Below are 12,786 nucleotides of genomic sequence, written 5' to 3'. Positions count from 1 at the left end.
AACCTTCCATCTGATCAGCGGTGTTAGAATGTCTGCGGTGCTGCGGCTTCTGGCACGCGACGATCAGCAGGCCGCCGGAATTCACGGAGTCCGGGGGCCATCAGCTCGACAGATCCGTGGCTCAGCAGGTCGCGGGATGACTGCGCGAGACCCGAGCAACAGCCGCATCTCTGCGTGTTGATCCATCCCGCCCAACCAGAAGCCCGTGCACCGCAGTTGCCGAATCCACTGGGCCTTCCCACTCAGTCACGGAAACCTCGATATACCGGGTGCCGCTCGCCTCGTGGCGCGTACGTACGGCGGCCACGCTCTCCGCGGCACACGGGACGATCGCCACAACGCCGTTGCGAGCCAACACCTCGGCCATCACACCCGTGCGTTCGAGATCTGTTCCGGGGCCGTCGAACCGGTCGAGCACTTCGACCCGGCGCTGATCGGCCAACAGCCGCTCAGCCAGGGTATAGGCGGCAGCCAGCCGATCGGCCGGCTGCCGCCCGGTCACCCACACCGTGGCTCCCGGACAGGTACATCGGCACTTCAGGTCGCTCAACACGGGTACCCCCAGGCACGGGTGATGTCGCGCAGCGCCGCCGGCACGTTCGCCGCATCCGGCAGTGGCCGCGCCGTTTGGATCTTCCCTGACTTGATGTTGTCGCTCCAGTCACCGATGAACGGCACGAACGGCCCGTGATCACCACTGCTGTAATCCAGCATCGCCGCCGTCCACCGCACACCGAGATACGCGCAGATCTCCCGCGTGACCTCCTCCGGCCGCTCGGTCAACTCCTCGTAACGGACCGTGAGACCGTCCAGCCCTCCGCGGGCAGCCTCGACCGCGTCGACATACATGCGCACCTCACGCACGGTCGCATCCAGGTCACGGTCGGGACGGTTGTTGATCAGCGAGCTCACCATCGACGCCGGGTGACGCAGCAGGAAGATGTACTGGGCGTTGGGCCAGCCCTCGTGCAACCGCTCCCAGAACCCGGCGTTGCCGGGCGTCTTGTCCACGATGATCCGCTTGCCGCTGCGCACCAGTTCCCGGTGCAGGATGCGATCCCACAGCAGGTACTCCAGCTCTCGCTGGTCGAGGTCGAGCTGGGCCATGGCCTTCGAGGTGTACGGCTTGGTGAGACTGACCGCCAGCGTGCGCAGGTGCATCTCGTGCGGGGCGCGGATCTGCGGATGGCTGTTGAGCAGAACCCGCAGCAGCGTGGAGCCGGAGCGCACGGAGGAGAGGACGAACACCGGAGCCGGCACGAGCCGGTCTGCCGCCTGCACCATCGGAGGCCCGGCCGGCTTTCGTATCCGCCGCCGTACCGCGCCTGCCACACGGCGCACCCCCGGACCGCTCAAGACCATCGCGGCGCCTCCCTGACCTGTCCCGGTATGCGGAGCCTTACCCTCCCGTTGAATGCTTGACCATACCGATACACCCCCCCGGTTTAGCCATGGACAGCCGATGAGAATCCCATGAGACAAACGCTATGACGGAAATGACATGACAGGTCGGTCAGCACCCAGGCCCCAACCCGGAACGCGCTGCGGCGGCGAGGCCGACCGACGCCATCTCCCTAGCTTGACTCTGTCGGGGATCTTGGTTGCGCCGTGAGGCGCTGTGGTTCGAGTGGAGGTGAAAGACCGTCACCTCTGGCCTGTCGCAGCAGGTCAGCGTAGCTGAGGGCAGCCTGACCCGGGTGGTGCCGGAGAGGGCGGGAGCGGCCCTGACAAAGCCGGGACGTACCAGCACTGCCAGATGGTGCGGGCCCGGCGAGCGAGACGAAGAGGAGTACGCGAGGAACCGGCGTTACTACGTCCTTCAACCCCGACACCGGCTCGAACCTGGCGGATCTGGGCCGGGCGCGGTGCGTCTCGTCGTCCGAAGGGGCGGCGGGAACTTCCACGACCGTATTCAAGAGCGGGCGTGGGAGGCCACGAGGAAAGTCTGCGGCGTACTCGTGGCGAGGCCGCTGGGACATAGTCGGGCTCCTACTTCGACAAACGAATCACAGTGAACACGGGAACCGCCCGGTCGCAGCTCCACGCCCCTCAACTCCCGTATGGGGAGCGCGGATAGGCGCACCGACAGCCGAACGGATCGGGCGGGGCGGAGCCGCCGTAGTACTCGGAGGCCGGGAAAGCCGGTCACATGGGGAAGGGCGGCAGCGGAAAGCATGCAAGGAGGGACTGCAATGCCAGAAGACACCTCGCTGAACAGTGAGGATCCAAGTTCTCGGGCTCGGGTACTGGAGATGCAGACCAAGCTGCACCATTGGGCGACGGCCGATCCGGGCCGTCGGTTCGATGACCTGTTCAACCTCGTGCACGACTGAGGTTCCCCCGCTGTGCGAGAGGTGCTGATCAGCTGGTCAGAGTGGGTTGACGGGGTTTCAGGTTCGTTCGTTCGGCCGATACCTGCTCGGCGTAGTGCTTCTCCTCGAACTCGATCGGGCTGAGCCAGCCGAGCTTCTCCTGGATGCGCCGCGAGTTATAGAAGCCGTCGATGTACTCGAAGAGCGCGAGGTTCACCTCGGCACGTGTGGCGAAGACGCGGCCACGGACGCACTCGGTCTTGATGAGCATCCACAGATTCTCCGCGAGGGCGTTGTCGTAACTGTCCCCGACGGACCCCATGGATGCCTCAATTCCCGCTCGGACAAGGCGAGGTGTGAGCTTGATGGACGTGTACTGACAGCCGTGGTCGGCGTGGTGGACGAGCTTGCCGGGCTCGACCTCGCGGGAGGCGAGGGCGTACTCCAGACTGGACAGCACGAGGTCGGCGTCCGCTCGGGCGGACGTCTCCCAGGCCACCACCCGCCGGGAGAACGCGTCGCGGATCGCGGAGAGCCACAACCGCCCCTCGCCGGTGGGGATCATGGTGAGGTCGGTGACCCACAGCCGGTTCGGCAAGGTTGCGGTGAAGTCCCTGTTCACGAGGTCCGGGGCGAGGGTGGCCTTCGGATCACGACGCGTGAAGCCCTTCTTCCTGGGGCTCACGCCCGCGAGATCGGCCTCGCGCATGAGGCGTTCGACGCGTTTGCGGCCGACGTGGACGTCCTCACGCTTGAGGGCAGCGTGCACGCGCGGGGAGCCGTAGATCCCGCCGGAATCGGCGTGGATCTCCTTGATCCGCTCGGTCAGCTCCGTGTCCCGCCGCACGCGTTCGCAGGGCTCGCGCTCCGCGCGGCGCCAGCGGTAGTAGGTGGAGGAGGCGATGTGCAGTTCCCGAAGTACGCACTCGACTCCCAGGCGGGGGTGCTCGTCGAGGAGCGCGGTCACCTGGGCCGGGTCGGGTCGAGTTGCGCCGCGAAAAACGCCGAGGCGGTGCGCAGGACGTCGTTCGCGCGCTTGAGCTGGACGTTCTCCTTGCGCAGCGCGATCAGCTCGGCGCGTTCGTCGGTGGTCAGGCCGTCATTGCGTTCGCCGGCGTCCCGCTCGGCCTGGCGGATCCAACCGCGCAGGGCCTCGGGATGCACACCGAGCTGGACGGCGAGCTTCTTGATCTGCGGCTTCGGCTCGGTGGTGCGATACATCCGCACCGCACGCTCACGCAACTCCAGCGAGTATTTCCTCGGCGCAGCCATGGTCGATGTTCCTCTCAGGAGAACCATCTGACCCGCTGTCAACACACTCCGCATCTCGGGGGAACCTCACCCGACAGCCGGAACCGGCTACGCCTGTGTCGTGCCGGGCAGCCGGGCGGGGCCTCCGTCGAGTGTGATCGTGAGGCCCGTGGAGGTGACGTCAACCGCTGTCGCTTTCAGGCCCAGGGGATAGTCGGCGTTGGTGCGGTCGGTGAGTCTGTGCTGGATCCGGTCGACGACCGCGGCGGGTGCGGGGCTGCCCAGGATCTCCGCGTCATCCAGACGTAGCGTCACGCGCCCGTCCTGGAGCCGGGGTTGCAGCGTCGCCCGGCCGAGCCCGCCTTGCAGGTCGAGGGTGATGGTGTCGGCCTGGTCGTCGAGGCGTACGTCCGTGACCGGGAGCCGGCCGTCCGTTTGGGTGGTCATGTTCTGCAGGGAGGCGGCGGGGATCTCGACGTCGGCGTGGGTTCGGGCGACGGTGCCCGAGTGGTCGCCGGTCAGACGTACGTCGTCCAGACGGGCCTGTAGGGACACGTCGGGGATCTGGCCCAGGGTGGCGTGGCCGCTGGTGACGGTGATGGCGTCGAGGTGCCGTTCGAAGAGGTCGAGCAGGGCCGGACCGCCGTCGATGTCGACATCGGTGTCCTTGCCGAGTGTCCGGCCCACCGCAGCGGAGAGGCGGCTGTGCAGCAGTGTACGGGCGGCGAGTTCGGCGACGGTCGTGGTGAGAAGGAGAAGCACGAGGGCGGTCGCCGTCACCGAGACGGCACGGTGCGGCCTGAACATGGAGCGTTTCACTGCGGGTCCCCCGAAACGACCGGAACGGCGGCCCGGGCGGCGTCCGCAGCGGTGTCGGAGCCAGGGCCTTCGGGGTCGAGGTGCGGCAGGAGCCTGTCGAGCCAGCGTGGCAGCCACCAGTTGGCACGGCCGAGCAGATACATGGTGGAGGGGACCAGGACGAGCCGGACGAGGGTGGCGTCGACGATGACGCTGACGCCCAGGCCCAGCGCCAGCATCTTGATGACCACGTTGGTGGACAGCAGGAAGGCGAGGAAGACGCTGGTCATGATGAGGGCGGCGCAGGTGATGACACGGGCGGTGCCGGCCAGGCCGGTGGCGACGCTGAGGTGGTTGTCCTTGGTGTGCAGCCACGCCTCGCGGATCCGGGAGAGCAGGAAGACCTCGTAGTCCATGGACAGGCCGAAGACGATGGCGAACATCATCATCGGCACGTACGACTCGACCGGGACGGGTTCGTCGACGCCGAACAGGGAGCCGCCCCAGCCCCATTGGAAGACCGCGACGACGACTCCGTAGGCGGCGCCGATCGAGAGCAGGTTGAGCAGAGCCGCCTTGAGGGCGACCAGGAGACTGCGGAAGACGGTGAGCAGCAGCAGGAACGCCGCCGCGACAACCACCGCGACGATGACCGGCAGCCGGTCCACGACCACATCGCGGAAGGTGAGTTGGGCCGCGGTGACACCGGTGACGTAACCGTGGCCGCCCGAGTCCGCGAGAGCGTGGGGCAGGGTGTCGTTCTGCAGGCGGTGCATCAGGTCGGAGGTGGCCGTCTCCTGAGGCCCGGTGTCCGGGGTGACGGTGGAGACGAGCAGGGTGCGGTCGTCGCTGGCGACGGGTGTGGTGACGTGGGTGACGCCGGGCGTCGTGGCCAGGGCGTCGTACAGTGTCGCGGAAAGTTCTCCGGTGTCCGTGTGCGCGCCATTTACGTCGGCGACGATCGTGAACTGGCCGTTGGTGCCGGGCCCGAAGGCGTCGGCGATGAGGTCGTAGGCGCGGCGGTCGGTGTAGCCGGTCGGGTCGGCGCCGTTGTCGATGTGGCCCAGGTGCATGGAGGCGGCGGGGATCGCGAGGACACCGAGCACCAGCGTGCCGACGGTGAGGAAGAGCCACGGGCGGCGGCCCACCGTGGTGGCCCAGCGGTGCCAGGTGTCGGCCATGTCGTCGGGTTCGTCGACCGGGGTGCGGACCCGCCAGCGGTCGATGCGGCGGCCCGCGATGCCGAGGAGGGCGGGGGCCAGGGTGAGCGCGGCGACGGCGGCGACCACGACGGTCAGGCCCGCGGCGATGCCGAGGGTGCCGATGAAGTTCACGCCCGACGCGTACAGGCCGCCCAGTGCGACGGCGACGGTGGCGGCGGCGACGATCACCGCCCGGCCGCTGGTGGCCACGGCCCGGCCCACCGCCTCGGTGGGGTCGGCGGTGGCGTCCGTGTCCCGCAGCAGTCGGCGGTGGCGGGTGACCAGGAACAGCGCGTAGTCGATGCCGACACCCAGGCCCATCATCGTGGCCAGGGTGGGTGCGGCGTTGCCGAAGGTGAAGGCCGCGGCCAGCAGTCCCAGCAGCGAGATGCCCGACAGGAGTCCGACGACGGCGGTCAGCAGCGGGAACCCGGCCGCGGCCAGGCTGCCGAATCCGGCCAGCAGCACGATCACCGCGGTGGCGAGCCCGATCACCTCCGACAGCCGGTCCGCTGCCTTCGGACGTGCCAACTGGCCCAGCGGGCCGCCGTATTCGACCTGGACGCCGTCGGCGCGCAGGCCCTGCACGGCATCGTCGACGCCGTGCAGATAGGACATCTCGAAGCGGGCCGGGTTCTCCGTGAAGCGGACGGTCACGATGCCGGTGGCACCGTCTACCGAGACCGCCCCCGGTGTGCCGAGCGGATCGGTCACCGAGATCACCTCGGGCAGCTGCTTCAGGGCGGCCACGGCGGTGTCGACGGAGTCCTGGTGGTCGGTGAGGGATCCGGTGCCGGTGTGCAGCACGATCTGGGCAGCGGTGCCACGGACGGTCGCGGATCCGTGCGCGTCCAACAGGTCGGCTCCGGTCTGCACGGAGGTACCCGGCAGCGAGAAGTCGTCGTCGTAGGTGCCGCCCCAGGCGCGGTCGGCGCCGAGTGCGGCCAGCAGCACCAGCAGCCAGGCGCCGAGCACCCACCACGGCCGTCGTGCGCACCAGCGGCCGAGCCGGTGCAGTCGGCCGACGTCTGCGAACGCCTCGGGGCGGTCGGGTTCCTGGGTAGGTGCGGGAGCGTTGGTCATACCGTCGTTCCTTGTCGGGCCCTCGTCGGGCGGGATCGCTCTCAGTGATGTCGGGGATGTCGGCCGGGGCCCGTACGGCGGAGGAACAGCGCTACGGCCGTGAGCAACGCCGCGCCGCTGAGGAGACTCAGGCCGAGCAGCGCCGCTCCTCCCGCGCCCGGGTCGGGAGTCCCGCTGTCCGCGGCGGGCGTGTAGGGCGTAGCGGACCCACCGGGCAGGTCCGACGGGGCGGACAGGGCGGACTGGTCAGACGGGGCGGAGTGGTCGGACGGACTGCCCGAGCCGGATGCACTCGATGGAGCGGATGGGCCGGGCGGTCCGAGCGCCCGCACCGCGGCAGCCGCGTCGATGAGCCCCGCGCCGAGACGCGGATCGTCCGTCGCATGCGCGGTGCTGGTGATCAGCCCTCGGGCGGTGGCCGGGTCGGCACCCCGGCCGATCAGCAACGCCGCCTCAGCTGCCACATGGGGTGCCGCCATGGACGTACCGGACATACGGCCATAGCCGCCCGGCACGGTGGAGAGGATGTCGACTCCCGGCGCCGCCACCGATCGCGGATCGCCGACATTGGAGAACGCAGCGAGCTGCCCGTCGGAACCGACGGCCTCGACGACGACGGCGGATACCCCGGCCCGATAGACACGCTCGACCTGGCCGTCGTTGCCGGCCGCAGCCACCACGACGGCCAGGTCGGCGGCCTCGCGCAGCGCGAGGTCCAGTGGTCCGCCCTTGCGCAGCCGATCGGCCGGCCCCGTGTCCCCCAGCGACAGGTTGATGACGTCGGCACCGTGGTCGACGGCCCACCGCACGGCGTCGGCGATCACCGCGGAATCCCCGGTGCCGTCGGCGCCCAGCACCCGGACCGGCATGATCCGCGCACCGGGCGCCCCGCCGGCGATGCCGACGCCGTTGCCGGACACCGCGGCAATCACCCCGGCGACATGAGTACCGTGGCCGTTCTCGTCATCCGGACGCGTGTCGCCGTCGACGAAGTCCCGGCCGGGGACGAGGACGCCGGCGAGGTCGGGGTGGTCCAGGTCGACGCCGGTGTCGATCACCGCGACGACCACCCCGTCGGCACGGGCACCGGCATCCGCCGCGTCGGCCAGGCCGCTCAGCTCCAGCCCGTACTGCCGCGCGCGCAGCGGATCGGTGCCGGAGGCCGCCGCGGCGGACGGGAGCAGAAGCGTGAGCAGAAGGGCGACGGGTACGGCCGGGCCCCACGGGCGGGCCCGACACGGGCCCCGGAGGACGGTCACCGTCAGCCCTGCTGCCAGAAGTCGCTGCGGCGCTCGGCCCAGCCCTGGACCTGCTCGCCGTACTCGCCGGCGAGCGCCTTGTCCCGGATCTCCGTCCTCTTCTCGCTCCGCTGGTCCCCGCTGAGCCCGCTCAACTCCTTGATGTCGTCCCTGAGTTCCTCGGGCAGGGCCTGGTAGCGGCGCCGGGCCTCCTCGGCCCGCACGCGTACGGCGGTGCCGTACTCACCGGCCAGCGCGTCCTGCCAGATCCTCGCCGCCGCCTGCTGTCGCTGCCCGGGCTTCATGGTGCGCAGCTTCCGCAGGTCGGCGCGGAGTTCCGGCGGCATCCAGGCGGGGAGCGGGCGCTGGTCGGTGGCGGCGAAGCCGACGGTGTCGGCCAGTTCGGCCGTCGACGTGCTCACGGTGGCCGAGGTCGTGTCGGCCGGCCCGGCGGACGAGGCGCCTGCCCATACCAGTCCGGCCACAGCAGCGGCGGCGACGGTCAGTGCGGTGGTCCGGGTCCTGCGTACCGCGGCGATACCGATGCGGTTCACGATGTCCTCCCATTGCTGTCGGTCTCGGGCCCCAGCCTGGCCGGGGCGTACGAGTGGGAGGTTCGGCGAATGTTCGGGGTGTGTAAGGGCCGTTGGCCGGGGCGCTGGGGCGGGGATCCGCTGGATAGCATCGAAGGCCATGGCCACGGCCTGCACGGCGCCTGCACTGGCCGCTCGGCCGCGAGGAGAGAAGCGCATGCCGGAGAACAAGGGGCTCGTCCTGGTCGTCGAGGACGAGCGGAACATCGCCGATCTGCAGCGGCGTTATCTCGCCCGGGAGGGCTTCGGCGTCCACGTCGAGACCGCCGGTGACACGGCGCTGGCCGCGGTCCGCCGGATGCGCCCGGTCGCGGTCGTGCTGGACATCGCGCTGCCCGGCATGGACGGCATGGAGGTCTGCCGCCGGCTGCGCGAGGAGGGCGACTGGACGCCGGTGCTGTTCGTGACGGCTCGGGACGAGGTCATGGACCGCATCCTCGGACTGGAACTCGGCGCCGACGACTATCTCACCAAGCCCTTCTCCCCGCAGGAGCTCGTCGCCCGCGTCAAGAGCCTGCTGCGGCGCGCCGCGGGACCGCAGAGCGACCCGGTGCGCCGGGTGGGCCGCCTCGCACTGGACACCGGCCGCCGCACCCTGCGGGTCGACGACCGCCCGGTGGACCTGACCACCACCGAGTTCAACCTGCTCGCCTTCCTCCTGCATCACCCCGGCCAGGTCTTCACCCGCGAGCAACTCCTCGCGCAGGTCTGGGGCTACGCCGGCTACCGGGACACCAGGGTCATGGACGTCTACGTCTCCCAACTACGCGCCAAACTCGGCGACGCCAGCCCTATCCGCACCGTCCGGGGCGTGGGCTACAGCGCCACCGACACCACCCGATGAACGCCGCACGCCGCCGCGGCTCCCTGGCCGGGAGCATCGTCCTGCTCACGACCGCCGTGGCCGCCCTGGCGGTAGTGGTCACCGGGCTGTTCGCCTGGCGGATGATCCGTACGAACGCCGAGGCACAGGAACGGGACCAGCTCTCCCGCCAGGCGGAGGTACTGGCCCGCACCCCGCAGCTGGCCTCGTGGATGCTCGACCGGCAGCAGCGCATCGCCGGACCCCAGGACATCCAGCTCGCCCTCGTCCGCCCCACTGGAGACGTGACGGGACCGGCGGCAGCCGTCGTCGACACTGCCCGCCGCAAGGCGTTGCTCTCCAGCCGGGACGTGTCGGCGACCTCACGGCTGGACGGCCGCCAGGTCCTGGTGGAGGGGGTGCCGACGCCCACGAGCGGCGGGCTGGTCCTCACCGAGCCGATGAGCGCCGTGGACGAGGCCACCGACCGGATGCGCGGCGCCCTGGTGCTGCCCCTCGTCCTGGGCCTGGGAGGCGCGGCACTGGCCGGAGCGCTGCTGGGCCGGCGCCTGGCCCGCCCGCTCACCACAGCCGCGCGCACGGCCCACCGCCTCTCCGGAGGTGAACGCGGCCTGACCGTACCGACCGAGGGACCCACCGAAGTAGCCGAACTCGCCACCGCGTTGAACACACTGGACTCCGCGCTGGCCCACAGCGAGAACCGGCAACGGGACTTCCTGCTCTCCGTCTCCCACGAGATCCGCACCCCGCTGACCACGGCACGCGGCTACGCCGAGGCACTCGCCGACGAGGTCGTCACCGGCGACGAGGTACCCGAAGCCGGCCGCATCCTCCGTAGCGAGATCGAACGTCTGGAGCGGTTCGTCGGCGACCTGCTCGCACTGGCCCGACTGGAGGCCGACGACTTCCGCCTCGACATCACCGAAGTCGACCTCACCGCGCTGACCGCCGAGGCCGCCGCCGCCTGGTCGGCCCGCTGCGCGCCCCACCGCGTGCACTTCCGCGTCGAACGCCCCGAACGGCCCCTCACCGTCACCACCGACGGCTTCCGGATACGCCAGCTCATCGACGGCCTCGCCGAGAACGCCCTACGTGTCACCCCGGCCGGACAATCCCTCGTCCTGGCCCTGCGGGCAGATGGCACCGGCGCCCTCCTGGAGATCCGCGACGGCGGCCCCGGCCTCACCGAGGACGACATCAAGGTCGCCTTCGAACGCGGCACCCTCTCCAACCGCTACCGCGGAGTCCGCCCCGTCGGCGGCGGCCTCGGCCTGGCCATCGCCCACCGCCTGACCACCCGCCTCGGCGCGACCATCACCGCCCAGGGAAAGGCGCCCGAGGGCGGCGCCTGCTTCACCGTCCACCTGCCACCCCGGCCCGGCACCACCACCCCGGACAGCGGTTCCGGCGGTCCTTACACGCCCTGAACACTGGGCTGACGCGATCGTCGTCTCACCCGGTCACGCTCCTGTCCGCCGCGTCCTTCGCGAACCGCTTGCGTGGCTGGAACGCGAGTTTCGGGCCGAGGCGATCGATGACCCGGTCGCCCGCAGACTTCGACACCCCGAACAGCAGGGCCAGCTGCCGCAGTGTCAGGTTCGTTCGCCAGTAGGCCGTCACCAGCAGCACTCGATCCTCCGGCGACAGTTTCCACGGTCGTCCCCGGCCGGACGCGTGGCACGCTCGCGCCGCAACGGGGCCAGCAGCTCGCCGAAGGCCGGCGGGCTCAGCCCACTGAACGGAGCTGTCCAGGACGGTTCCGACGTCGTCATCACACCACTCACGCAGTGAACATTTCGCTGAGGCTGCGCATGACCGCTGTCGTCTCTGATTTGAAAGGCCCATTCCCCGCAGGGAATTGCCGGCCTCCACCGCGCCCCGCAGGATCTGGTCCGAATGGACCTGCCGGGGCAAGGAGACGAAGATGATCGAGATCGACCCGCAGCAGCTGGCCGACCGCTACATGGCTCAATGGAATGTGCCCGACGCCGCAGAGCGCCGCGCGGCCATCGAGCAACTCTGGGCCGAAGACGGCACCCACATCCTTCACCCGCCTGCGGAGATACGGGAGACCGCCGCGGCACTCGGCTTCGACCACCCGACTCTGCAGGCTCAGGGATACGACGCCATCGAGACCCGAGTGACACGAAGCTACGAACGGTTCGTAGAGAAACAGGGATTCACCTTCCGGGCGCGCCCCGGTGCGACACGTCTCAACAGCGTGGTCCGGATCGGCTGGGAGGCGGTGTCCACCGCAACCGGCGACGTGGTGGGTGGTGGTTCGGACATGCTCGTACTCGACGACAACGGCCGCATCAAGGCCGACTACATGTTCCCGGGCTCCTGACCGGCGGCAGCGCAAGCCATTGCCCCGGCGGCTGCGGAGAGAGCCTCGGCCGTCGCCGGATCGGCCGGCAGGAACGCCTCCAGCTTCAGCTCGGCAAGCGTCACGTCGACGGCGGTGGCGAAGGTCGTCACAGTCGTCATCAGGCGCAGCTCACCATACGAGGACCGCAGGCGGAGCGGCACCGCGAAACCCAGTTGCCCGGCGGACGGCTCCAGCTCGGGAACGTATCCGGTGAGCTCGGCGCGCAACTCCTCCAGGTGGCCAAGGCGCACCAGGATGTGGCGCGCCCACTCGGCGAGGTTGACGATACGGGGGGCCAGGCCGTCGGGATGCAGCGCAAGGCGGTACATGTTCGCGCCCGGGCCCACCAGCTCGGCGGCCACACCCTCGGTGATCAGGTCGAATGCGGTGTTCGCGGCGATCAGGTCACCGCCCCGGTCCACGACCAGCGCCGGATACGGCAGATGCCCGCGGAGGATGTGGTCGATCGCCATGCGCACGGGGGCCAACACCGGATCGTCCAGTGAGCTCTCCGGGTAGGCGGGCGCGTACCCGGCGGCCAGCAGCAGCTCGTTGCGCTCCCGCAGCGGCAGCTCCAGCGACTCGGCCAGGCGCACGACCATGTTCCGACCCGGGACGGACCGGCCGGATTCAATGAAGCTGAGGTATCGCTGGGTGGTGCCCGCTCGCAGCGCCAGGTCGAGCTGGCTGAGATGACGGCGGGTACGGCGTTCACGAAGCGCACGAGGAAAGTCCACGGGCCTGTTGTAACGGCCGCGGAGGGTCCCAGGCCATTCCCCGCAGGGAATTGTCGCCACTCCTACAGGTCGTGAACATTGCCGACATGGACATCGGTGTACTACTTCCGACCGGAACCGCCCAATGGGGCGCTGCCGACGACCCCCGCGAGCTGATTGCCTTCGGCCGGTACGCCGAACGCTCGGGCTTCTCCTCGCTCTTCGCCAACGATTCCCTGATCAGCCCGCGCATCGAGGCACTCACGATGCTGGCCGCACTCGCCCCGGTGACCGAGACCGTGACGCTGGGCACAGCCGCACTGATGCCGTTCCTCCGTCGGCCGATCCAGGCCGCGCAGTCACTTGCGTCGATCGACCTGCTGTCCGGTGGCTGAGGTCGCC

The 12,786-nt window shown here is 69.9% G+C and carries 14 protein-coding genes and 1 pseudogene; 5 read left to right on the top strand and 10 right to left on the bottom strand.

Translation table 11 applies throughout. The features are described 5' to 3' along the window. Nucleotides 1–121: 121 nt before the first annotated feature. Nucleotides 122–502 carry a hypothetical protein gene (locus OG714_RS43545; RefSeq protein WP_406129481.1) on the bottom strand — a complete coding sequence of 127 codons (381 nt, stop codon included), beginning with the start codon at nt 500–502 and terminating at the stop codon, nt 122–124. A gap of 44 nt (nt 503–546) precedes the next feature. After that, complete coding sequence (locus tag OG714_RS43540) at nt 547–1,284, bottom strand: sulfotransferase family protein (RefSeq protein WP_406129480.1); 738 nt, start codon at nt 1,282–1,284, stop codon at nt 547–549. Nucleotides 1,285–2,192: 908 nt separating this feature from the next. On the opposite strand from OG714_RS43540, the gene OG714_RS43535 reads away from it, so the two are divergent. After that, nucleotides 2,193–2,333 carry a hypothetical protein gene (locus OG714_RS43535; RefSeq protein ID WP_406129478.1) on the top strand — a complete coding sequence of 47 codons (141 nt, stop codon included), beginning with the start codon at nt 2,193–2,195 and terminating at the stop codon, nt 2,331–2,333. Nucleotides 2,334–2,361: 28 nt separating this feature from the next. Here the strand turns inward: OG714_RS43535 and OG714_RS43530 are convergent, their stop codons facing one another. The 6 genes from OG714_RS43530 to OG714_RS43505 all read right to left on the bottom strand — a co-directional run bounded on the left by OG714_RS43530 (nt 2,362) and on the right by OG714_RS43505 (nt 8,438). Beyond that, nucleotides 2,362–3,279 carry an IS3 family transposase gene (locus OG714_RS43530; RefSeq protein WP_406129477.1) on the bottom strand — a complete coding sequence of 306 codons (918 nt, stop codon included), beginning with the start codon at nt 3,277–3,279 and terminating at the stop codon, nt 2,362–2,364. Then, nucleotides 3,276–3,584 carry a transposase gene (locus tag OG714_RS43525; protein ID WP_406129475.1) on the bottom strand — a complete coding sequence of 103 codons (309 nt, stop codon included), beginning with the start codon at nt 3,582–3,584 and terminating at the stop codon, nt 3,276–3,278. Before OG714_RS43525 ends, OG714_RS43530 begins: the two co-directional genes overlap by 4 nt. A gap of 87 nt (nt 3,585–3,671) precedes the next feature. After that, entirely contained in the window at nt 3,672–4,370 is a 699-nt protein-coding gene (locus tag OG714_RS43520; protein ID WP_406129474.1) for a DUF2993 domain-containing protein, read from the bottom strand. An 8-nt stretch (nt 4,371–4,378) separates the two neighbouring features. Then, a complete protein-coding gene (locus OG714_RS43515) occupies nt 4,379–6,646 on the bottom strand; it encodes an MMPL family transporter (RefSeq protein WP_406129472.1) in 2,268 nt (755 codons plus the stop codon). Nucleotides 6,647–6,687: 41 nt separating this feature from the next. After that, nucleotides 6,688–7,905, bottom strand: a complete 1,218-nt coding sequence (locus tag OG714_RS43510; protein ID WP_406129470.1) for a S8 family serine peptidase — start codon at nt 7,903–7,905, stop codon at nt 6,688–6,690. A gap of 2 nt (nt 7,906–7,907) precedes the next feature. Continuing rightward, nucleotides 7,908–8,438 (bottom strand): hypothetical protein, encoded by a 531-nt coding sequence (locus tag OG714_RS43505; RefSeq protein ID WP_406129468.1) that lies wholly within the window; start codon nt 8,436–8,438, stop codon nt 7,908–7,910. A 196-nt stretch (nt 8,439–8,634) separates the two neighbouring features. Between OG714_RS43505 and OG714_RS43500 the strand changes: the two genes are divergently transcribed. Both OG714_RS43500 and OG714_RS43495 read left to right on the top strand, forming a co-directional pair. Beyond that, nucleotides 8,635–9,321, top strand: a complete 687-nt coding sequence (locus OG714_RS43500) for a response regulator transcription factor (protein ID WP_406129466.1) — start codon at nt 8,635–8,637, stop codon at nt 9,319–9,321. Continuing rightward, nucleotides 9,318–10,727 carry a sensor histidine kinase gene (locus OG714_RS43495; RefSeq protein ID WP_406129464.1) on the top strand — a complete coding sequence of 470 codons (1,410 nt, stop codon included), beginning with the start codon at nt 9,318–9,320 and terminating at the stop codon, nt 10,725–10,727. The genes OG714_RS43500 and OG714_RS43495 overlap by 4 nt, the downstream gene beginning before the upstream one ends. Before the next feature lie 52 nt (nt 10,728–10,779). Here the strand turns inward: OG714_RS43495 and OG714_RS43490 are convergent. After that, nucleotides 10,780–11,072 (bottom strand): annotated as a pseudogene (locus OG714_RS43490) (transposase family protein); the annotation flags it as partial. 152 nt (nt 11,073–11,224) lie between these two features. Here OG714_RS43490 and OG714_RS43485 point away from each other — a divergent pair. Continuing rightward, nucleotides 11,225–11,647 (top strand): hypothetical protein, encoded by a 423-nt coding sequence (locus OG714_RS43485; protein WP_406129462.1) that lies wholly within the window; start codon nt 11,225–11,227, stop codon nt 11,645–11,647. On the opposite strand, the gene OG714_RS43480 is transcribed toward OG714_RS43485, so the two are convergent. Next, nucleotides 11,626–12,405, bottom strand: coding sequence for a helix-turn-helix domain-containing protein (locus OG714_RS43480; RefSeq protein ID WP_406129460.1), 780 nt, complete (start codon nt 12,403–12,405; stop codon nt 11,626–11,628). The two genes, OG714_RS43485 and OG714_RS43480, sit on opposite strands and share 22 nt — an antisense overlap. Before the next feature lie 86 nt (nt 12,406–12,491). On the opposite strand from OG714_RS43480, the gene OG714_RS43475 reads away from it, so the two are divergent. Continuing rightward, a complete protein-coding gene (locus tag OG714_RS43475; protein ID WP_406129459.1) occupies nt 12,492–12,779 on the top strand; it encodes an LLM class flavin-dependent oxidoreductase in 288 nt (95 codons plus the stop codon). The last annotated feature ends 7 nt before the right edge of the window (nt 12,780–12,786 follow it).

The sequence above is a fragment of the Streptomyces sp. NBC_00989 genome (assembly GCF_045162655.1).
Taxonomy (GTDB): Bacteria; Actinomycetota; Actinomycetes; order Streptomycetales; family Streptomycetaceae; genus Streptomyces.
Note: the sequence above shows the minus strand (reverse complement) of the source record. Positions and strands in the feature narration are given on the sequence as shown.

What these genes read in the sequence shown, in the direction of transcription:
- OG714_RS43540 (WP_406129480.1), bottom strand. Translation starts at nt 1,284, where the DNA reads ATGGTGCAGGCGGCAGACCGGCTCGTGCCGGCTCCGGTGTTCGTCCTC.
- OG714_RS43535 (WP_406129478.1), top strand. Translation starts at nt 2,193, where the DNA reads ATGCCAGAAGACACCTCGCTGAACAGTGAGGATCCAAGTTCTCGGGCT.
- OG714_RS43525 (WP_406129475.1), bottom strand. Translation starts at nt 3,584, where the DNA reads ATGGCTGCGCCGAGGAAATACTCGCTGGAGTTGCGTGAGCGTGCGGTG.
- OG714_RS43520 (WP_406129474.1), bottom strand. Translation starts at nt 4,370, where the DNA reads ATGTTCAGGCCGCACCGTGCCGTCTCGGTGACGGCGACCGCCCTCGTG.
- OG714_RS43515 (WP_406129472.1), bottom strand. Translation starts at nt 6,646, where the DNA reads ATGACCAACGCTCCCGCACCTACCCAGGAACCCGACCGCCCCGAGGCG.
- OG714_RS43500 (WP_406129466.1), top strand. Translation starts at nt 8,635, where the DNA reads ATGCCGGAGAACAAGGGGCTCGTCCTGGTCGTCGAGGACGAGCGGAAC.
- OG714_RS43495 (WP_406129464.1), top strand. Translation starts at nt 9,318, where the DNA reads ATGAACGCCGCACGCCGCCGCGGCTCCCTGGCCGGGAGCATCGTCCTG.
- OG714_RS43485 (WP_406129462.1), top strand. Translation starts at nt 11,225, where the DNA reads ATGATCGAGATCGACCCGCAGCAGCTGGCCGACCGCTACATGGCTCAA.
- OG714_RS43475 (WP_406129459.1), top strand. Translation starts at nt 12,492, where the DNA reads ATGGACATCGGTGTACTACTTCCGACCGGAACCGCCCAATGGGGCGCT.